This window comes from Nonomuraea sp. NPDC046570 (assembly GCF_040645915.1).
GTDB lineage: Bacteria > Actinomycetota > Actinomycetes > Streptosporangiales > Streptosporangiaceae > Nonomuraea.
The window spans coordinates 161837-180479 of the sequence record NZ_JBEYZF010000014.1; the positions used below are offsets into that span (position 1 = coordinate 161837).

Consider the following 18643-nt stretch of genomic DNA (forward strand, 5'->3'; position numbering starts at 1 on the left):
CGATTCCCGACCGGACACAGTCGGTCCATGAGCACCGCGCTGACGGAGCTGGTCAGGCAGAGTCTGGGCGACCCGCTGGCGGAGATCGCCGAGCACCGCGAGGTGCCGGTCCGGCGGGGGCGGGGCATGCTGTCCACGGTCTCGCTGCGCCGCGTCACCGGCACCACGACCGGCGGCGCGAGCTGGTCGTTCTTCGTCAAGTCGATCCAGTCGGTCAGGCACCTGCCGGGCTTCGGCGATCTTCCCGCGCATCTGCGGGACGCGGTGGCGGCCGACTTCCCGTGGCGGGCCGACGCCGACGTCTACCTGTCGGGCCGTGCCCTGCCCGAGGGGCTGCGCCTGCCGCGCGTGTACCGGGTCGAGGATCTCGGCGACGACCGCCTGGTGCTGTGGCTGGAGGATGTGCGGGTGGCTGCCGGGGACTGGGACCTGGCCAGGTACGCCGCGGCGGCCGGGCTGCTCGGGGAACTGGCCGCGATGCACCCGGCCGGCGGGCGGGGGACGGACGTGGGGCTGCGCAAATTCTGCGCGGGGCCGGTGGCGAACCTGTTCCTGCCGAAGCTGGCCGATCCGGACACCTGGCGGCACCCGCTGCTGGCCCGGCACGCCGACCCGCTGCTACGGGCCGACCTGCTGGGGCTGGCGGGGCGGATCGACGCGCTGCTGGCCGTGGCCGACGGGCTGCCGCACACACTGGCCCACGGTGACGCCAGTCCGGAGAACCTGCTGGTGCCCGCCGACGGGTCGGCGCGGTTCGTGGCCATCGACTGGAGCTGGCCGTACCCGGCGGTGGTGGGGTTCGATCTCGGGCAGTTGCTGGTGGGGCGGGCGCAGAGCGGGGAGCTCGATCCGGGGGAGCTGCCCGCGGTGCACGAGACGATCGAGAGCGCCTACGCCGAGGCCGCGGGGGCGGATCCGGCGCAGGTGTCCCTCGGGTACGCCGCCTCGCTGGTGCTGCGCAGCGCGTGGACGGCGTTGCCGCTGGAGCGGCTGGAGGAGGAGCCCGGGCCCGAGTTGCACGAGCTGTTCCGCAGGCGGGCGGGGCTGGCCAGGTTCATCGCCGATCTGGGGCGCGGCCTCTAGCACTGGGGCTTGTAGAGCAGCTTCCGACCTGCGGCGGTGTCCAGGTCGGCCTTGGTCACGATGGCGGCGTCGGTCGGGATCGCCGAGGTCACCGGTTCGCCGCGGACGGCCGCGACCGCCTGCTCGACCCCTCTGGCGCCGATCTCGCCGGGAAGCTGGGCGACCAGCGCCTGCACGACGCCGTCCTTGAGCTGCTCGACCTGGGCCGCGCCCGCGTCGAAGCCGACCATCTTCACGGTGCCGAGCCGGCCGGCGGTGCGCAGCGCGGCGCCCGCGCCGGTGGCGGCGTTCAGCGTGGTGGCGAAGACCCCCGCCAGGTCGGGGTCCCTGGCCAGGGCGGCGGTCACGATCTTGGTGGCCTCGGCGACGGCGTCGTGCGAGTACCGCACGCCGAGATGGGTCATCAGGGCGTGGTTCGCCCTGATCTCCTGCTCGAATCCCCGCACCCTGGCATCGGCCGGGGCGGCGCCGGGAGCGGTGGAGACGACCAGCACCTTGCCGCTGTCGCCGATCTGCGCGGCGAGCGCCTTGGCCGCGGCCACGCCGCCCCGGTCGTTGTCGGTGCCGATCCGCGACAGCCCGATGCTCTGGTCGTCCAACGCCGCGGCCACCAATATGATCTTGATGCCGCGCTCCCGCGCCTGGGCGAGCGGGGCGGCCAGCGCCTGGGCGTGCGCGGGGGCGATGAGAATCGCGTCCGGCCCGCCGGCCACCACGGTCTCGACGAGCTTGCGCTGCGCCGCCGGATCACGCTCGCGCGGCCCCCGCACCCGCAGCTCGGCGCCCAGTTCGGCCGCCTTCCTCCGGGCGCCGCAGGCCATGCTCTCGGCGAACTCGTCCCCCGCCAGCCCCTGGACGAGCACCATCCTGATCTTCCCGCTCGCCGGAGCCGCCTGCGCCCCGCACCCGGCCACCGCCGCCAGCGTGGCCAGCGTGCCCGCGATCCCCCTCGCCCACGTCATGCCGCTATCAAGCCGAGGCGGCGTCGGCCGCGTCAACGGAGGTGAGGCCGCTGTCACCTGGCGGTGCGCACGGTGTGACCGGTCGCAGACGGGGGGTTCACGCCAGGCGGCGGTTCAGCTCGGCCAAGGTCTGCTCGATGCGGTCGAGGCGGGCGTTGAGCTGGGCGATGTCCCCGGCGGAGGCGTCCTCCTCCGCGGGCAGCAGCCGTACCACGACCTGGCCGCCGGGGCCGATGGTCATCTCCGAGACGTCGGTGACGTGGTCGCCGCCCTGGCGTTTGATCGCGACGTCCAGGTCGGCCCGGCGCAGGGCCAGCCGGCGCACCGCCCCGGGCTCGTACGCGCCGTCCCTGGCCAGGATCGTCGTGCGGCCCTCCAGGATCGAGCCGAGCCGGTCCCACGACGAGGCGGCGCGGGCCAGCAGCGAGTTGGCGGTCAGCAGGGTCACCGAGCCGACCACGGCGCCGGTCACCGAGTTGTCGGGGCCGATGATGGCGTTCTGCACCACATTGGACAGCAGCAGCATGACCACGATGTCGAACGGGCTGAGCTGGGCCAGGTCCCGCCTGCCCATCAGGCGCAGCAGGAACACCACGCTCAGGTAGACGATGACCGTCCTGATCACCTTCTCCACGAGGGGGATCCCGCTGATCAGCATGTCGTCCCACATCGCGCCCCCCTCCCGAAGCGGGGCATACCCTCCGGCTGACTTCGGAGAACGCCGGTGGGTTTTCTCTCTTTTGGGACGGGTGTCTGACATGGGAGCGAAAGGGCGGGTAGTGGATCCGGTGGAACAGGGAGGCTCACATGACGGAACGACCCGAGGAACCCGACGTCGAGCACGCGGGCGAGCGCGCCGAGCAGGCGATGCGGAAGGGGGCCGGGCACGAGGACCTCGACCCGGCCGACGCCGAGGTGCTCGGCGAGGCGGCGGCGGCGCCCGCGCCCGAGCCCGAAGGCGCCTGGCACGAGGGGCGCGGGCAGGACATCGAGGGCACGGACCCGGACGAGGGGGATCCCGAGGAGGCCAGGAAGCGCGAGCGGTTGTGGGAGTCGCGACCGCGCGAGGACGACCGGTGATCCCGCCCGCCGCTCGCCCCCCTCGTCCTCGCCGCCCGAACCGTCAGCGCATCTCGTTGCGGAGCTGGCAGGTCATGCAGAACCGGGCCAGCGGCCTGATCTTCAGCCGGTCGAACGGCACCTGCACTCCGCAGTCGAGGCACACCCCGTAGGTGCCGTCGGCCAGCCGCTCCAGGCTCTGCCCGATCTCCGCGATGACCCGGTCGGTGGCGGCTAGGTCGGCCAGGGCCGTCTGCCGGTCGGCGCCCTCGTACTCCACCTGGGCCTTGAGCTCGTCGAGCTGGGAGGTGCGCCACACCAGCTGAGCCTGGAGCTCCTGGTGGATGTTCTGGAGTTGTACGTCGCTGAGCGTCATGGTGGTGAGTCCTTTCGGAACCGCACGCGCGGCAGTACCGCGGCGGGTGCGGTGGTGTTTCGACGGCGAAGAGGGCAACAGGCTCGCCGGCCTGTGAAGGGAAGTCGGCTACGCCGTCGGCGGGCTGCGCGAACCGGACGTGCGATGCCCGGACTGCTGCGGGCTGCGGATCGCGTCACGGTCGGGCCAGGCGGACGCCAGGAGCGCGGGCGGGTTCGCCGGAGCGGCGGCCAGCGGGTGACGCGGCGGCCAGGGCTGCGGGAAGTGTTCAGGACCGCCCGGGGGCAGCGGCGGCGTCGAGGACTGGGAGACCCAGGCACCCGGCGCCCAGACGTCGATGGTCGCGTCGGAGGAGCGGTGACCGGGGTCGCTGCCGTACCAGGCGGGGGTGGAGGCGACCAGCATCAGGGCGAACAGCAGCAGGCCCGCCACCCCGAGAAGGGTGGCGGACCCGTGCGTGCTCCGCCGCGTGGTCGCCATACGGCAGACCATAACCCAGCCCCGATGAAAGGGCACATAATCACGCGGGCGTGAGGCGTACCTGCAGGGGGCGTCCGTCGACGGTCTCGAAGGTGACGATCGTGCGATCGCCGTGCGCGCGGGCGGTGCAGGGCTGCTCCCCGTCCGCGCGCCACCGGCCCGCCACGGTGACGCGCAGCAGGTGGGGGTGGCTCGCGCTGGTCAGCCACCGCCGCGACCACGGACTGTAGTGGCCGACGTAGCGCCCGCGCTCGTACTGGTCGTGGTCGATCCCGGAGTAGAGCCGCAGGTCGGGGTCGCTCACCGCGACCACCAGCGCCTCGCCGTCGCGGCGGGTGAGCAGCAGCGCCGGGGAATCGACGCGGCGGATCACCCCGTCCAGGTCGGCCGGCTCGAAGACGGCGTAGCCGGTGATCCCGGTCTGCCGGTCGGTGACGACGTGCGCGCGGGTGTCAGCCCGCTCCACCGTGTACGGCGCCCGCTCCGCCTCCGCCATCCCGGCGGCGAACGCGGCCATCCCCTCGGCGGTCGCCCCGACGACCATGGCGTACTGGTAGGCCCCCTGCCGGGGCGCGGTCCCATGCTTGATCCACGCGGTGGAGAAGTCGCCGGAGGTGGCCACCTCGGTGGCGTTGTGCCGGGAGGACTGAGGCCCGCGCGACACCCCGACCCGCTGGCCGGGCGGCAGGTAGTAGCCGATCCCCTTGTCGTCCAGCAGCCACCGCGCCCCCGTCTCGGCGGCCGGATGCGGGTACGGCAGCGCGGTCCCGTCGGCCAGCACGTCGCCCACGTGCCGGGTCTGGAACAGCGTGGTCTCGGTCTCGTTGACCGCGTCGTCGTTGGAGATGCCGGTGCCGAGCGCGACCACCCGCTCGTCGAACAGGAACACCGACTTGCGGGCCCGGTGCGAGCCCTCGTACTTGGGATGCTCGCGCAGGTCCATGGCGAACAGGCCGTGCTTGTCGTCGATGCTGCACGAACCGGCGAAACGCGAGTCGGTGAGCAGCATCTCCTCGATCGCCCCGGTGAGGTCCCCGCGAAGTTGGTCGAGCGGCTTGTGGATGGTGGTGGTGCCCGGCCGCCGGTTCCAGTCGTAGCCGTTGTGCGAGTAGCCGCTGTCCTGGTTGGTCACCGGCTCGCCGCGGTGCAGCACCTGGATCTGGCCGTAGGTGTTGTAGCGGCCGTACCAGTTCGCGCCGACGTAGATCTCGGTGCTCCACAGGTAGCGGTTGTGCCCGCGCACGCTGACCTGCCAGTCGCCCCGCCGGTGCACGTTCAGCGCGGCGTAGTTGAGCGTCCAGTTGCCGGTCGGCGATGCCTCCGCGGTGATGCCGCGCGCGGCCAGCCGGGCGGCCAGCGCCTTCTGCGCGCCGCTGGGGGAGGCGGGCAGCAGCCGCAGGAACGCCGCCGCCAGCTCCGGGTCGGGCTCCCCGGCGGCGTCGACGGCCAGCCACTGGTACGGCACGACGGACAGCCCGGTGGTGCCGATCGGGTTGCGCCCGCTGATCGAGATCGGCCAGTGGTTCTTGTTGGCGTAGACGCGCATGGTGAGCAGCGCCTTCTTCAGCCAGCCGGACGCCTCGGCGGACAGCGCGAAGGCGCCGCCGCTCATCACGTGCACGATCGGGGCCAGCCCGCCGAACCCGTCGCGGACGTAGTCGGGGAAGAAGCCGACATGGTGGAAGGCCGTCCCGTCGACCTTGAGCCCGTCCTGGATGCCGGTCGTCGGCAGCAACGACTCGCTCAGCCAGTCGCGCAGCACCCGCAGGTAGGTGACCTGTTCGGCCTCGGTGTCGCGCAGCAGCACGGCGGCCAGCATGCCGCGCGCGGTGGTGTTGTGGATGTCCATCGTGCTGCCGTGCGCCATCCGGTGCTGCCAGCCGCGGAAGATCCGGCCCAGCCCGGTCAGCCAGTCCAGGTCGGCGCGGATCTCCGCCAGCATCCCGGCCTCGCGCAGCGCCTCGCGCATCAGGTACACCGAGTCGTAGTAGCCGCGCGCGTCGTAGCCCAGGTGGTGGATGGTGCCCTGGCAGCTTCCCCTGGTCCAGCCCTGCTCGCGCAGGTGGCCGACGATCCTCAGGTACAGCGCGGCCAGCGCGGGCCGGTCGGCGGGGCTGGCCTGGTGGGCCTGGGCGACGCTCTTCATCAGGTCGGTGCAGACGCGCAGGGTGACCGGGTTGACGAACGCCTTGAGCTCGGCGGCGATCTCCACCGGGTAGATCTGCGACTGGTAGGAGTGCACCGGGCGGCCCATCAGCGCCTCGGTCTGCGCGGTGAGCGCTGCCACGTCCACCTTGACCGGCGCGATCAGGTAGCCGTCGTGGTAGCGGGTGTGCAGCGCCCGCAGCGAGGCGGTCTCCTCCGCCGTGGGCGGGGCCGAGTCCGGTTGCGCCTCGGCCAGCAGCTTGTCGAACAGGTAGAGCGCCTGCCAGTGCTGGTTGTCGTAGTCCGGGCCTTCCTTGGCGATGTCCGGCACCTGCGCGTCGCCGCACGGCGCGTCCGGCCGCAGCGGCACGTTGAGCATCAACTGGTCGAGGTGCAGGACGCCCGCCCGCTTGGGGGCCACGATGCGCAGCGTGTCCATGTCCCGGTGCGGGCGGCCGTGCATGTCGTAGGCGTAGCGCACCCACGCCGTCCGCCAGCCGGTGAAGCCGAGCCTGAACTCGAACCAGGCGTCGGTCCGCTCGCCGCGCCCGAACTCGAAGCGCACCACGTCGTCGACGGGCGTCTCGTTGTGGATCCACACCGCGAACGCGTCCACCAGCCCCTGCCAGGCCTGGTCGTCTCCCGGCCGGTAGGGGTCGGGGGCCCAGCGCAGCGGCGCCTTCACGGTGATCGTCGAGCGCCGGCCGTACTCCCAGCGCAGGGATCGGGTGCCGCACACCGCCACCTGTTCGCTGATCGCCAGCGTCGAGCCGCGCCCCGCGGTGAAGTGCGGCGGCACGGCGGACTCCAGCAGGAACACGGGTGGCTGCATGGCCATCGCCCGCTGCTCCAGGTCGCCGTCGACCACGGCTCCCGCCCGCCCGGACGGCAGCAGTACGGCTCCCGCGACTCCCGCCGCCCCCGCCATGAGCGCGGTCCTACGAGTGATCTCCGGCATGCGGCCTCCCTCGGCTCGGTTGGCCGTATCCAACGGGACGACTAAGGGATGAATAAAGAAGTAATCCCGAGCAGTTCCACGGCCAGAGGGCAGGATCGGCCCAGTTCCACGGATTCATCCCTAATTCATGGTGTTGACTCCGTAATGAACTGGCGAGCAGGATGACCGAAACCCCTCCCCCACCCTCCTGGAGTGTTCGATGAACGCATCCTTGCTGAAAATCGTGACCGCGGTGGGCGCGCTCGCCCTCGGCCTCGCGGCCTGCGGCGGCTCGTCCAAGGAGGCCGCCAACGAGCTCGTCTACTGGTCCATGTGGAAGGCCGGCGAACCCCAGGCCAAGGTGCTGGAGTCGGCGATCGCCTCGTTCACCAAGGAAACGGGAGTCAAGGTCAAGGTCGAATGGAAGGGCCGCGACGTCGCCAAGCAGCTCGCCCCGACCCTCAACACCAAGAACGTGCCCGCCGACCTGGTCGACTCCGCCGACCGGTTCGTCAAGTCCACCTTCGTCGCCACCGGGCAGGGCCGCGACCTGACCGGCGTGTACGCGCGGGAGATCCCCGGGGAGACGGGCAAGAAGGTCGGGGACGTCATCGACCAGAAGTACCGGGACTACGCCACCCAGGACGGGAAGGCGTGGCTGGTGCCGTACGAGGTGCTGGCCGAGCAGATCTGGTACGACGGCAACGCCCTCAAGGACGTGGCCGCCGCGCCGCCGCAGAGCTGGGCGGATTTCGTCGCCCTGCTGGACAAGCGCAAGGCCGCGCGCGGCGGAGGGCCGCTGGCGCTGGACGCCGACATCGCCGACTACTCCGCCTTCTGGACCTACCACGCGGTGCTGCGCGATCTCGGGCCCGGCGCGTTCGGCGCCGCCGCCACCGACAAGACGGGCGCGAAGTTCGACGACCCCGCGTTCGTGACCGCGATCCAGAAGATCGAGCAGATTGTCAAGGGCGGCTACTTCGTCAAGGGCTACGACGGCAGCAAGTTCCCCGCCATCCAGCAGAAGTGGGCCGGTGGCGACGCCGACTTCCTGCTGCTGGGCACGTTCGCGCCGAGCGAGACCAAGCCGTCGGCCAAGGAGGGCTTCGAGTACCGCTCCTTCCCCTTCCCCAAGGGCGCCACCGGGCAGCAGACCCAGGAGATCTCGCTGATCGGCTTCGCCATCCCGGCCCAGGCCCGAAACGCCGACGCGGCGGAACGCTTCATCGCCCACTTCATGAACAAGGACCGCCTGTCCAAGATCGCCTCGGAGGCGAACAACATCACCCCGCGCGCCGACATCGACGTGCCCGCCGTCCTCGCCGACGTCAAGAAGACGCTGGACACCGCCGAGACGCACGCCGCGCTCGACGGGGTGAAGATGGACCACGCCGACTGGTACACCAAGGTCTTCCAGCCGGCGAACACCGACCTGATCACCGGGAAGCTCTCCGCCGCCGAGTTCGTCGCCAAGCTCAAGAGCACCTCCGTCGACTTCTGGAAGCTCAACGCCTGATGACCGCCACCGCAGTCAGGCAGCCCAAGGCCACCGGTCCCGCGCCCGCCGCCCCCGCCGAGCGGACCAGTCCGCTCGCCCGGCGGCGGCGCCGCCTGTTCTGGCCGTTCGTCGCGCCCGCGCTCGTCCTGTACGTCGTCTTCTACATCCTGCCCACCCTCGCCACCGCCTGGATCAGCCTGAACACCTGGGCGGGCGCGGGCCCGATGGAGTTCGCCGGGATCGACAACTACCGGCGGCTGCTGCTCGACCCGATCTTCCACGACTCCTTCCTGAACACGCTGACCATCCTGTTCGTGGTCGGCGGCGCCACCTTCGCGCTCAGCTTCCTGCTGACGATCATTCTGCGCGAGATGGCGGGCCGTAAGGCGGTCCGGGCGATCATCTTCTTCCCCAACATCGTCTCCGGCGTCGTGCTGTCCATCCTGTGGGGCTTCCTGTTCCAGGCCGAAGGCGTCGTCAACCAGGCGCTGCGAGCCTTCGGCGTGGACCAGCCGCCCAACTGGCTGGGCACCGAGAACCTCTTCACCGTCATCATGATCGGCCTGGTCTGGGTGCAGACCGGCTTCTTCACCACGATCCTGATGGCCGCCGTCGACCGCATCCCCAAGGACCTGTACGAGGCCTGCGACCTGGAGGGCGCCAACGCCTGGCAGCGCTTCAGGCACGTGACCTTCCCGCTGATGTGGGACGTCGTCGGAGTCTGCGCGGTGCTCTGGAGCATCAGCGCGATCAAGATCTTCGAGTTCATCTACGCGTTCGCCGGAGCCGCCGGGCAGCTCCCCCCGACCAAGGTCTGGAACACCGCGCTGTACGCCTACGCCGAGGCCTTCTCCAGCGGCGTACCCAAGTACGGCTCCGCCGCCGCCACCGGCATGGTCATGCTCGCCCTGGTCGGCGTGCTGGTCGTGGTCCTGCGCCGGCTGTTCCGCCGCGACACGGTCCAGTTCTGAAAGCAGGCCCCCGATGAACGCACTCCGCCGGCTCCCCGGCCCCGCCAAGCTGCTCGGCTCGCCCTTCGCCTGGCTGTTCGCCCTGTTCAGCGTGGCCGTCGCGGTCTGGATGCTGCTGACCTCGCTCAAGTCCACCCGCGACATCTTCGCCGCCCCCTGGGCGCTGCCCACCGACCCCCACTGGGACAACTACTCGCGCGCCTGGACGGCCAGCGACTTCGGCGGCGCCACCGTCAACACGCTGCTGCTGACCGTCGGCACCGCCGTGGCCACCATCGCGCTGGCCGCCCCCGCCGCCTACGCCCTGAGTCGCATCCTGACCCGCTGGAACAGCGGCATCACCGCCTTCTTCGCCCTCGGCCTCGGCATCCCGTCCCAGGTCATCGTGCTGCCGCTGTACGTCATGATGAACCAGCTCTACCTGGTGGACAGCCTCACCGGCCTCTGGATCCTCTACGTCGCCACCTCGATGCCGTTCACCGTCTTCTTCCTCACCGGCTTCTTCGGCTCGCTGCCCAAGGAACTGGAGGAGGCGGCGGCTCTCGACGGGGCCACGCCCAACCGCACCTTCTGGCAGATCATGCTGCCGCTCGCGCGCAGCGGCATCATCACCGCGATGATCCTCAACATCATCCAGCACTGGGGTGAGACCCTGTTCGGGTTGATCTTCCTGCAGAGCGAGGAGAACGCCACCCTCTCGCTCGCCCTGCTCGGCTTCCTGCAACGCATGCAGTACAACGGAGCCGACTGGGGCGGCCTGTTCGCCGGAGTCTGCACGGTTGTGCTGCCCGTTCTCGCCTGCTACGTCTGGCTGGGCAGAAGGATCATCGAGGGCATGACCCTGGGATCGGTGAAATGAGGACGGACGTCGTGCACGTGGCTCGTGAGCTCAAGTTCCAGCGGCTGGCCGCCGAGCTGCGCGCGGAGATCCGCTCCGGCGTCTGGACCACCGGCGCGAAACTGCCCACCGAGCAGGAGCTCGCCCGCACCCACGAGGTCAGCCTCACCACCGTCAGGCGGGCGGTCGACGAGCTCGTCGGCGAGGGCCTGGTGATCAGGCGGCAGGGCGCGGGCACCTTCGTGGTCGAGCACGCCTCCGCCGTCAGAGGCGAGGCGGCGCTGGTCGGCGTCATCGTCCCCGACACCACGCTGTACTACCCGCGCGTCCTCGAAGGCATCGAGGAGACGCTCACCGGCGCGGGCGCCAGGCTGCTGCTGGCCTGCTCCCGCTACGAGCCGACCGAGGAGGAGGCGGCGCTGCGCCGCATGCTCGACTCCGGCGTCGACGGCCTGCTGGTCGTGCCCACCCTCATCGGCCGGGGCGATCCGGCGGCCGTGGTCGGCAGGCTCACCGCGCTGCCCGTGCCGGTCGTGCTGATGGAACGCGGCCTCGACGGCGGCGACGACCCCAGCGAGCACGTCCGCACCGACCACGAGGCCGGCGGCCACCTGGCCGTACGCCACCTCGCCGCCCTCGGCCACACCCGCCTGGCCCTGCTCACCCGGTCGGGCAACCCGACCGCCGCCCCCGTCACCAGGGGATTCACCGCCGCGGTCGCCGCGCTCGGGCTGGGCGCCGCCGAGCCGTTCGCCGCGCCGCAGAGCGAGTGGAACCCCCGCGTCGCCGACGAGCACGTGCGGCGGGTCACCGCCGACGGCGTCACCGCGGTCGTCTGCTTCGGCGACCGCGAGGCCACCTTCGTGGCCTCGGCCGCCCGGCGGCTCGGCCTCGACGTGCCCGGCGACCTGGCGATCGTCGCCTACGACGACGAGATCGCCGACCTGGCGGAGATCCCGCTCACCGCGGTCTCCCCGCCCAAGCGCCACCTCGGCCGCCAAGCGGCCGAGCTCCTGCTACGCCGCCTCCGCGAACCCGGCCTGCCCCACCACCAGGTACGGCTTCGCCCCGGCATCGTCGTGCGCCGCTCCTGCGGCGCCTCCTCGGGGGAGACCACCATTGACTGAACTCCGTCTCGGACTGGTCGGCGCGGGCGCCGTCGGCGTCCTGCACGCCGAGGCCGCGACCGCCGTGCCCGGCGTCCGGGTGAGCGCCGTCTGCGACCCGAACCTGGACGCGGCCCGCCGCCTGGCCGCCCCGCACGGCGCCCGCGTGCACGCCGCCCACCACGACCTGATCGCCTCCGGCGAGGTGGACGCGGTCCTCGTCAACACCCCGCACGCGCTGCACACCGCGATCGTCCGCGACGCGGCGGCGGCGGGCCTGCACGTGCTCGTCGAGAAGCCGATGGCCACCACGCTCGCCGACACCGACCTGATGATCGACGCCTGCGCCCGCGCCGGGGTACGCCTGGCCGTCGGCCACATCCAGCGCTTCCTGCCCGCCAAGGCCGCAGCCATGGCCGCCCTCGCCGACGGCGAGATCGGCGAACCGCTGCTGCTCTCCGACCGGCGCGGCTCCGACTACCGCCCCGGCTCGCGCCCCGCCTGGTTCCTCGACCCGGCCGTCTCCGGCGGCGGCGTTCTGATCAACATCGGCGCGCACTGCGTGGACCGGCTCCTCTGGCTGACCGGCCGCCGCGCCGAACGAGTCGAGGCCACCGTGCACGGCTCACCCATCGAGACCGACGCCCTGGTACGGCTCTCGCTCACCGGCGGCCTCACCGCCCAGATCGCGGTGACCAGCACCGGCCCACCCCCCGCGCACGACGAACTCACCGTCGTCGGCGAGCGCGGCACCCTGGTCGTCTCCGCCTCGGCCGGCGCCACCCTGCACCGCGACGGCGCCACCACCTGGCTGCACCGGACCGCCCCCGGCGACATCGCCGCCGCCTTCGCCGCCCAGCTCACCGACTTCGCGCACGCCGTACAACAGGGTGTCGAGCCCGCCGTGACCGGCGCGCACGGGCGGCACGTCGTGCAGGTCGTGCTGGCCGCCTACGCCTCGGCCGCCGAGGGCCGCCCGGTCGCCACGGAGGTGCCCGTTGGCCAGCCGTGACCCGCTCCGGCCCAATGTCCTGTTCATCCTCAGCGACGACCAGGGGCCGTGGGCGCTCGGCTGCGCGGGCAACCCCGAGATCAGCACACCCCACCTCGACGCGCTGGCCGCCGAGGGGGTGCGGTTGCCGAACTTCTTCTGCTCGTCCCCCGTCTGCTCGCCCGCCCGCGCCTCGCTGTTCAGCGGGGAGATCCCGTCGCGGCACGGCGTGCACGACTGGATCAGCCGGGGGCACGCGGGCCCGGACGGGGTGGACTTCCTGGCCGGGCGGCGGCTGTTCACCGACGACCTGCACGAGGCCGGGTACCGTCTCGGGCTCGTCGGCAAGTGGCATCTGGGGGCCAACGACCGGCCCAGGCCGGGGTTCGTGCAGTGGCTGGCGCATGAGAGCGGGGGCGGGCCGTACCGCGACGCGGTGCTCTACGACCAGGGCGTCCGGCGGGACGAGCCCGGCTACCTGACCGACGTGTTCACCGACGAGGCGTGCGCGTTCCTGCGCGCGGAGGCGGAACAGGACGCGCCGTTCTACCTGTCGCTGCACTACACCGCGCCGCACAAGCCGTGGCAGGGGCAGCATCCCGCCGAGTTCGAGGCCCTCTACGACGGGTGCGCGTTCGAGTCGTGCCCGCAGGGGGAGCCGCACCCCTGGCAGAAGTACGACTCCGCCGGGGCTCCCGTCGGCGGTGAGCCGGACACGCGGGCGGCGCTGACCGGCTACTTCGCGGCGGTGTCGGCGATGGACGCCGGGATCGGGCGGGTGCTGGCCACGCTGTCCTCGCTCGGCCTCACCTCCTCCACGCTGGTGGTCTTCACCAGCGACAACGGCTTCAACTGCGGGCATCACGGGATCTGGGGGAAGGGCAACGGGACGTTTCCACAGAACATGTACGACAGTTCGGTCAAGGTGCCGGCGATCGTCAGCCAGCCGGGGCGGGTGCCCGGAGGGCGGGTGTGCGAGTCGCTGCTGTCGGCCTACGACGTACGGCCCACGCTGCTTGACCACCTCGGCCTCGGCGGCGACGATCCCGACCTGCCCGGCCGCTCGTTCGCCGGGGTGCTCGCGGGTTCCCCCGGGGACCCGGACGCGTCGGTGGTCGTCTTCGACGAGTACGGCCCGGTCCGCATGATCAGGACCACCCGGTGGAAGTACGTGCACCGCTACCCGTACGGTCCCCACGAGCTCTACGACCTGGCCGCGGACCCGGGCGAGGAGCGCAACCTGGCCGGGACGCACGCCGTACAGGAGGAGCTGGCGGCGCGGATGGACGCCTGGTTCGCCGCCTACGCCGACCCGGCGGCCGACGGGCGGGCGCTCCCCGTGACGGGGGCGGGGCAGACCGCCCCCGGCGGGCCGGGAACGGCCTTCGAGCCGCCGCCGTTCCCGGTGGTCCCGCGCTATGGGAGCGCGTAGCCCAGCAGGTGCTCGAACGCGCCCCGGTGCGGGGCCGGGACCCCTGCAAGTGCGTGGCAAGTCAGTGCTGCCAGGCTGGCCCCCTTGTCATAGGAGAAGGGGGCATATGTTCGGCATCGTCCGTCCGTGTCGGCACGGAATGTGCGGCGGGCTGTTCAAGGAGTGGATGGCGCACCTGTGCGGGCTCTGCCTGGCGCTCAGGGATGAGCACGGGCATGCCGCCCGGCTGGTGACCAACTACGACGGGCTGCTGGTGTCCGTGCTCACCGAGGCGCAGGCCCCGGCCTCCTCCCCGCATCGCCGCGCCGCCGCCTGCGCGCTGCGCGGCTTCAAGGGCGCCGACGTCGTCGAGGCGGCCGAAGGGGTACGGCTGGCGGCGGCCGTCTCGCTGATCCTCGCCGCAGGCAAGGTCAAGGACCATGTCGAGGACGGCGACGGCGTCTACGCCCGCCGGCTGGTGGCGGCCGGCGCGGGCCGCGTGGCCACCCGCTGGTCGGCGGCCGGATCGGGTACGGCCGCCGCCCTCGGCTTCGACCCCGCCCCGCTGCTCGTCGCGGTCGAGGAGCAGACCCGGCTGGAACGCCTGCCCGATCCGGCCCTGCTGGACCTCACCGCACCCACCGAGGCCGCCGTCGCCGCCGCCTTCGGGCACACCGCCGTGCTGGCCGGCAAGCCGCACAACCGGGAGGCACTGGAGGAGATCGGCCGCTACTTCGGCCGCCTCGCCCACCTGCTCGACGCCGTCGAGGACCTGGCCGCCGACCGGGCGGCCGGAGCCTACAACCCGCTGGCCGCCTCCGGCACCGGCCTGGCCGACGCGCGGCGGCACTGCGACGACGCGCTGCACGGGCTGCGCCTGGCCGTGGCCGAACTGGACCTGGAGCGCCGCCACCTGGTCCACGCCCTGCTGGTCAAGGAGACCGCCCACGCCGTCGACCGCACCTTCGCCCAGGCGAACCGCGCTTCCGGTGAGGCCCGGCCGGACAGTCCTGAGGCGCCGCCGCGGGATCCGCGGGTGAAGCCCGACCCCGGCGGACTGCTGTCGCTGCTGTGCATGTCGGCGGCCTGCTGCACGTGCGGGCTGTACCGGCCGCCGTGGGACGAGGACCGCTACAAGTCGTGCGGCGAGCGCTGCGACGGCAGCGGCTGCGACGCCTGCGGGCAGTGCTGCGACGGCTGCTCCGGCTGCTGCGAGTGCTGCAACTGCAGTTGCGACTGCTAGCCGGCCGGATACGGCCGACGCGCCATTCCGAGACCGGTGCGCGCCTTCGGCGCCGCCGGTCTCCAGCCTCGCTCTGATGACGACACCTCTCTCGGTGTCTCCGGGTGAGGCGGCCGCCCCGATGTGACACTCGACCATCGGGGTTTGTCCTGAATTATTAGTGGCTCGCTTTTCTTGGGCACCTCCGTGACATTCTTCGCCACTCGCGATCTCATATTTCCTCCAGTCCCCCAGGGGCTCCCTTTTCGGTGAGGAGAATGGTTTGTCTATGTCGCGAAGAATGGCGGGAATTGTGGTCGCATTGGCGACCGCAGCCGGATCCGGCGCCGTCAGCGCGCAGCCCGCGGCGGCCGATCCGCTGCGGGATCTGCGCATCACCCGCTTCCTCGGCGAGCAGCAGGTGCCGCACAAACTCCAGTACGACGGCACCGTCGTCGGCGGCCTGTCTGGAATCGACCGCGATCCGGCCACCGGTACCTGGTACTTCATCTCCGACGACCGCTGGCGCTACAACCCGGCCCGCTTCTACACCGGCAACCTGGACATCAATCCGGTCACCGGAGCGTTCACCGGAGTCAGCCTGACCGGCGTGCACACCCTCCGCCGCCCGAACGGAACCCCCTACCCGGCGTACGGCCAGCCCGAATCGGCCGACCCTGAGACGATCCGCTTCGACCGGTGGACCGGCCGCCTGCTCTGGGGCCACGAGGGCGACCGCCCCGACGCCGCCCAGCCCAATATCCCCGTCACCGACATGTTCGCCCGCTGGGCCAGCAAGGACGGGTACTACCGCGGCGACCTGCCGCTGCCCCGCAACCTGCGGATGACCGCCACCGACAGCGGACCCCGGCGCAACTCCGGCTTCGAGGGGCTGACCTTCGCCCCGACCACCATCGCCGCCATCGTCGAGGGCCCCCGCTACGAGGACGGCGAGCCGGCGACCGTACGCCGCGGCGCGCCCGCCCGGATCACCGTGTGGGGACGCGACGGCCGGATCCGCGCGCAGTACGCCTACCCGATCGACCCGCTGCCCGCCGCGCCGATCCCGCCCGGCGGCGCGTCCGACAGCGGCGTCTCGGAGATCCTGGCCATCGACGACAACCGCTACCTGGCGCTGGAGCGCTCCTGGATCGAGGGCGTCAACTACCGGGTCAAGCTGTACGAGATCGACCTGCGCGGCGCGTCGAACGTGCTGCCCAGGAGCAGCCTGGCCGACGGGCGGCCGTACCAGCCCGTGACCAAGCGGCTGGTGGCCGACCTGGGCAGGTACAGCCGGCCGCCGACGCAGAACCTGGAGAGCCTCGCCTGGGGGCCGCGCCTGCGGTCCGGCGAGTGCACGCTGGTGATCGGCTCCGACGACAACTTCGACACCAGGGAGGTCACGCAGTTCCTGGCCTTCGCCGCCCGGGGCTGCTGACGCACCGGGCGCGCGCCTGCACGGGCGGGGCGGCGCGCGGCGGTTAACCTTCTTGACGACCCCGGCCGGCCTTCACGCGGCCGGGGCGTCCGCACCGTCACACAGGAGCAGCCGCATGATCTTCATCACCGCCCGGTTCCGCGTCCGGCCCGAGCACGCCGACCAGTGGCCCGAGATCACCGCCGAGTTCACCCGGGCGACCCGCGCGGAGCCCGGCTGCCTGTGGTTCGACTGGTCGCGCAGCCTCGACGACCCGACCGAGTACGTCCTGGTCGAGGCCTTCCGCGACGACGAGGCCGGCGGCGCCCACGTCCAGTCCGACCACTTCCGCGAGGCCCGGCGGACCCTTCCCCCGCACCTCGCCGAAACCCCCAGGATCATCAATGTGAACGTCCCCCAGAACGACTGGTCCCTGCTGGGGGAAATGGCCGTTGATTGACGCGCTCTCCGGCGCGAACGCCGAAGACACCGGTTCGCCTCGACGGGGAATCGGCTGTTGCTTCCCCGCTACGCGGGAGAGTCCGCTTCCCCCCCGGCCTGAAGGACTCCGTTGGCAAATACAGTGCGTTGTATACCGATCGCTTGTCGTAGTCCGATGAAATGTGACGTGCGGGTTGGGCCTAAAGACCGCCGCCTTCAAGAAGCTGTACGAGGAGCAGTACCGCGTCCTGTACCGGAGGCTCCTGGCTGGCGGCGCCGCCCTGGACCTGCTGGACGGCGCGCTCGCCTCCTGCAACTCCAACGAGCGCGCCGACACCGCCAAGGCCACCGCCGAGGCGGCCACCCTGCGCACCACCCTCAAGACCCGTACCGAAGCCCTCAGAAAGGACAGGACGATCAACGGCTAGCGGCTTTGTAGCGGTCGGCGAGGGTGGCCAGGAGGTCGCGGAGCTCAGGAGGGTCGAGGACGGTGAAGCCGACGTCGAGGGTGCCCAGGAAACCGGCCAGGTTGTGCAGGGAGTCGCCGCCGGTCTCCAGGACGCAATTCTCCTCGTCGACGCTCACCAGCAGGCCCGCCGTCGGGGGGATCCGTTCGGCGATCGTCTCGGCGGGGGCGTGCAGCCGTACCCTGGCCGGGTGTCTCCAGGCCGTCGAGCCGACGCCGCGCAGCACGTGCACGACCGCGTCGCCGCCTGGCGGCTCGCGCGGGGTGAAGCGCGGGCCGTTCGGGGTGCGGGGGCGGATGCGGTCGGCGCGGAAGGTGCGCCAGTCGTCGCGGTCGCAGTCCCAGGCCAGCAGGTACCAGCGGCGGCCGGTGAAGATGAGGCGGTGCGGTTCGGCGACCCGCTCGCCGGTCGTGCCGTCGTGGCCCTGGTACTCGAAGCGGAGCCGTTCGCGGTCGCGGATGGTGGCGGCGATCCTGGTCAGGGTCTCGGCGTCCACGGTGGGGCCGCGCCCGGCGACCGACAGGGTGGCCTCGCGCATCGCGCCGACGCGGTGACGCAGGCGGGCGGGCAGCATCTGCTGCAGCTTGGTGAGCGCGCGCAGCGAGGTCTCCTCGATGCCGGTCACGGTGCCGAGGGCGGCGGCGTGCAGGCTCACCGCCACCGCGATCGCCTCCTCGTCGTCGAGGAGCAGCGGAGGCAGGGCGCCGCCGGCGCCGAGCCGGTAGCCGCCCGCCGTACCCGTGGTGGAGTGGACCTCGTAGCCGAGGATGCGCAGGCGTTCGATGTCGTTGCGGACGGTTCTGGTGGTCACGCCGAGCCGTTCCGCCAGGTCGCCGCCGGACCAGTCGGGGCGCGCCTGCAGCAGCGACAGCAGCCGCAGCAGCCGCACCGAGGTATCCAGCATGCCTGGTATCCAACCACCGACCCACGCCGCGCCCGCCCGACGCCTGCCCCCCGAACACGAAAGCGCCCGGCCTCCTTCACGGAGACGGGCACTTTCACCTGCGAATATGTCCGCGGGTTGCCCACTCACAATCCCCCGTGAGCGGTGCTTTCGCCGCGCTTGTGCCTCATATAACGAGACCTCGGGGGAGAAAATTCCGTCACCTGTCTCCCTTGTCCGCATCCAGATGTAGTCGTACGCTCACCGAGCACCTGCAGCGTGGATGCCCCATCCTTCAGGTCGGGGAGGAAGCGCGGCGCTTCGGGTCACTGTGTTCTCCTGATTCTGTCGGTGAC

The 18643-nt window shown here is 71.8% G+C and carries 18 protein-coding genes; 12 read left to right on the forward strand and 6 right to left on the reverse strand.

The window, feature by feature from the left end:
- Positions 1-27: 27 nt before the first annotated feature.
- Positions 28-1083 carry a hypothetical protein gene (locus ABZ911_RS23205; protein ID WP_358059302.1) on the forward strand — a complete coding sequence of 352 codons (1056 nt, stop codon included), beginning with the start codon at positions 28-30 and terminating at the stop codon, positions 1081-1083.
- On the opposite strand, the gene ABZ911_RS23210 is transcribed toward ABZ911_RS23205, so the two are convergent.
- Positions 1080-2045 carry a substrate-binding domain-containing protein gene (locus ABZ911_RS23210; RefSeq protein ID WP_358059305.1) on the reverse strand — a complete coding sequence of 322 codons (966 nt, stop codon included), beginning with the start codon at positions 2043-2045 and terminating at the stop codon, positions 1080-1082. The two genes, ABZ911_RS23205 and ABZ911_RS23210, sit on opposite strands and share 4 nt — an antisense overlap.
- A gap of 97 nt (positions 2046-2142) precedes the next feature.
- Complete coding sequence (locus ABZ911_RS23215) at positions 2143-2715, reverse strand: YetF domain-containing protein (protein WP_358059308.1); 573 nt, start codon at positions 2713-2715, stop codon at positions 2143-2145.
- Between the two features lie 137 nt (positions 2716-2852).
- Here ABZ911_RS23215 and ABZ911_RS23220 point away from each other — a divergent pair, with 137 nt between their 5' ends.
- Positions 2853-3125 (forward strand): hypothetical protein, encoded by a 273-nt coding sequence (locus ABZ911_RS23220; protein WP_358059311.1) that lies wholly within the window; start codon positions 2853-2855, stop codon positions 3123-3125.
- Positions 3126-3168: 43 nt separating this feature from the next.
- On the opposite strand, the gene ABZ911_RS23225 is transcribed toward ABZ911_RS23220, so the two are convergent.
- From ABZ911_RS23225 to ABZ911_RS23235, 3 genes are all read right to left on the reverse strand, one after another.
- Entirely contained in the window at positions 3169-3480 is a 312-nt protein-coding gene (locus ABZ911_RS23225) for a TraR/DksA family transcriptional regulator (protein WP_358059314.1), read from the reverse strand.
- Between the two features lie 108 nt (positions 3481-3588).
- Positions 3589-3960, reverse strand: a complete 372-nt coding sequence (locus tag ABZ911_RS23230; protein ID WP_358059317.1) for a hypothetical protein — start codon at positions 3958-3960, stop codon at positions 3589-3591.
- Between the two features lie 40 nt (positions 3961-4000).
- Positions 4001-7063 (reverse strand): chondroitinase family polysaccharide lyase, encoded by a 3063-nt coding sequence (locus ABZ911_RS23235; RefSeq protein ID WP_358059320.1) that lies wholly within the window; start codon positions 7061-7063, stop codon positions 4001-4003.
- A gap of 199 nt (positions 7064-7262) precedes the next feature.
- Between ABZ911_RS23235 and ABZ911_RS23240 the strand changes: the two genes are divergently transcribed.
- The 10 genes from ABZ911_RS23240 (at position 7263) to ABZ911_RS23285 (ending at position 17365) form a co-directional block, all read left to right on the forward strand.
- Complete coding sequence (locus ABZ911_RS23240; protein ID WP_358059323.1) at positions 7263-8558, forward strand: ABC transporter substrate-binding protein; 1296 nt, start codon at positions 7263-7265, stop codon at positions 8556-8558.
- Complete coding sequence (locus tag ABZ911_RS23245) at positions 8558-9511, forward strand: sugar ABC transporter permease (RefSeq protein WP_358059326.1); 954 nt, start codon at positions 8558-8560, stop codon at positions 9509-9511. Before ABZ911_RS23240 ends, ABZ911_RS23245 begins: the two co-directional genes overlap by 1 nt.
- Before the next feature lie 13 nt (positions 9512-9524).
- Positions 9525-10370, forward strand: coding sequence for a carbohydrate ABC transporter permease (locus tag ABZ911_RS23250; RefSeq protein WP_358059329.1), 846 nt, complete (start codon positions 9525-9527; stop codon positions 10368-10370).
- Positions 10367-11476, forward strand: a complete 1110-nt coding sequence (locus tag ABZ911_RS23255; protein WP_358059331.1) for a substrate-binding domain-containing protein — start codon at positions 10367-10369, stop codon at positions 11474-11476. The genes ABZ911_RS23250 and ABZ911_RS23255 overlap by 4 nt, the downstream gene beginning before the upstream one ends.
- Positions 11469-12467 carry a Gfo/Idh/MocA family oxidoreductase gene (locus ABZ911_RS23260; protein ID WP_358059334.1) on the forward strand — a complete coding sequence of 333 codons (999 nt, stop codon included), beginning with the start codon at positions 11469-11471 and terminating at the stop codon, positions 12465-12467. The genes ABZ911_RS23255 and ABZ911_RS23260 overlap by 8 nt, the downstream gene beginning before the upstream one ends.
- Positions 12454-13878 carry a sulfatase-like hydrolase/transferase gene (locus ABZ911_RS23265; protein ID WP_358059337.1) on the forward strand — a complete coding sequence of 475 codons (1425 nt, stop codon included), beginning with the start codon at positions 12454-12456 and terminating at the stop codon, positions 13876-13878. Before ABZ911_RS23260 ends, ABZ911_RS23265 begins: the two co-directional genes overlap by 14 nt.
- A gap of 106 nt (positions 13879-13984) precedes the next feature.
- Positions 13985-15100, forward strand: coding sequence for a DUF5685 family protein (locus tag ABZ911_RS23270; RefSeq protein WP_358059340.1), 1116 nt, complete (start codon positions 13985-13987; stop codon positions 15098-15100).
- A 280-nt stretch (positions 15101-15380) separates the two neighbouring features.
- Positions 15381-16517 (forward strand): esterase-like activity of phytase family protein, encoded by a 1137-nt coding sequence (locus ABZ911_RS23275; RefSeq protein WP_358059343.1) that lies wholly within the window; start codon positions 15381-15383, stop codon positions 16515-16517.
- A 115-nt stretch (positions 16518-16632) separates the two neighbouring features.
- Positions 16633-16956, forward strand: coding sequence for a putative quinol monooxygenase (locus ABZ911_RS23280; protein ID WP_358059346.1), 324 nt, complete (start codon positions 16633-16635; stop codon positions 16954-16956).
- 175 nt (positions 16957-17131) lie between these two features.
- Positions 17132-17365, forward strand: a complete 234-nt coding sequence (locus ABZ911_RS23285) for a hypothetical protein (protein ID WP_358059349.1) — start codon at positions 17132-17134, stop codon at positions 17363-17365.
- Here ABZ911_RS23285 and ABZ911_RS23290 read toward each other — a convergent pair.
- Positions 17355-18308: a YafY family protein gene (locus ABZ911_RS23290; RefSeq protein WP_358059352.1), complete on the reverse strand. Its 954-nt coding sequence runs from the start codon at positions 18306-18308 to the stop codon at positions 17355-17357. The genes ABZ911_RS23285 and ABZ911_RS23290 overlap by 11 nt on opposite strands.
- Between the last annotated feature and the right edge of the window lie 335 nt (positions 18309-18643).

What these genes read in the sequence shown, in the direction of transcription:
- ABZ911_RS23205 (WP_358059302.1), top strand. Translation starts at nt 28, where the DNA reads ATGAGCACCGCGCTGACGGAGCTGGTCAGGCAGAGTCTGGGCGACCCG.
- ABZ911_RS23210 (WP_358059305.1), bottom strand. Translation starts at nt 2,045, where the DNA reads ATGACGTGGGCGAGGGGGATCGCGGGCACGCTGGCCACGCTGGCGGCG.
- ABZ911_RS23215 (WP_358059308.1), bottom strand. Translation starts at nt 2,715, where the DNA reads ATGTGGGACGACATGCTGATCAGCGGGATCCCCCTCGTGGAGAAGGTG.
- ABZ911_RS23220 (WP_358059311.1), top strand. Translation starts at nt 2,853, where the DNA reads ATGACGGAACGACCCGAGGAACCCGACGTCGAGCACGCGGGCGAGCGC.
- ABZ911_RS23225 (WP_358059314.1), bottom strand. Translation starts at nt 3,480, where the DNA reads ATGACGCTCAGCGACGTACAACTCCAGAACATCCACCAGGAGCTCCAG.
- ABZ911_RS23230 (WP_358059317.1), bottom strand. Translation starts at nt 3,960, where the DNA reads ATGGCGACCACGCGGCGGAGCACGCACGGGTCCGCCACCCTTCTCGGG.
- ABZ911_RS23235 (WP_358059320.1), bottom strand. Translation starts at nt 7,063, where the DNA reads ATGCCGGAGATCACTCGTAGGACCGCGCTCATGGCGGGGGCGGCGGGA.
- ABZ911_RS23240 (WP_358059323.1), top strand. Translation starts at nt 7,263, where the DNA reads ATGAACGCATCCTTGCTGAAAATCGTGACCGCGGTGGGCGCGCTCGCC.
- ABZ911_RS23245 (WP_358059326.1), top strand. Translation starts at nt 8,558, where the DNA reads ATGACCGCCACCGCAGTCAGGCAGCCCAAGGCCACCGGTCCCGCGCCC.
- ABZ911_RS23250 (WP_358059329.1), top strand. Translation starts at nt 9,525, where the DNA reads ATGAACGCACTCCGCCGGCTCCCCGGCCCCGCCAAGCTGCTCGGCTCG.
- ABZ911_RS23255 (WP_358059331.1), top strand. Translation starts at nt 10,367, where the DNA reads ATGAGGACGGACGTCGTGCACGTGGCTCGTGAGCTCAAGTTCCAGCGG.
- ABZ911_RS23270 (WP_358059340.1), top strand. Translation starts at nt 13,985, where the DNA reads ATGTTCGGCATCGTCCGTCCGTGTCGGCACGGAATGTGCGGCGGGCTG.
- ABZ911_RS23275 (WP_358059343.1), top strand. Translation starts at nt 15,381, where the DNA reads ATGGCGGGAATTGTGGTCGCATTGGCGACCGCAGCCGGATCCGGCGCC.
- ABZ911_RS23280 (WP_358059346.1), top strand. Translation starts at nt 16,633, where the DNA reads ATGATCTTCATCACCGCCCGGTTCCGCGTCCGGCCCGAGCACGCCGAC.
- ABZ911_RS23290 (WP_358059352.1), bottom strand. Translation starts at nt 18,308, where the DNA reads ATGCTGGATACCTCGGTGCGGCTGCTGCGGCTGCTGTCGCTGCTGCAG.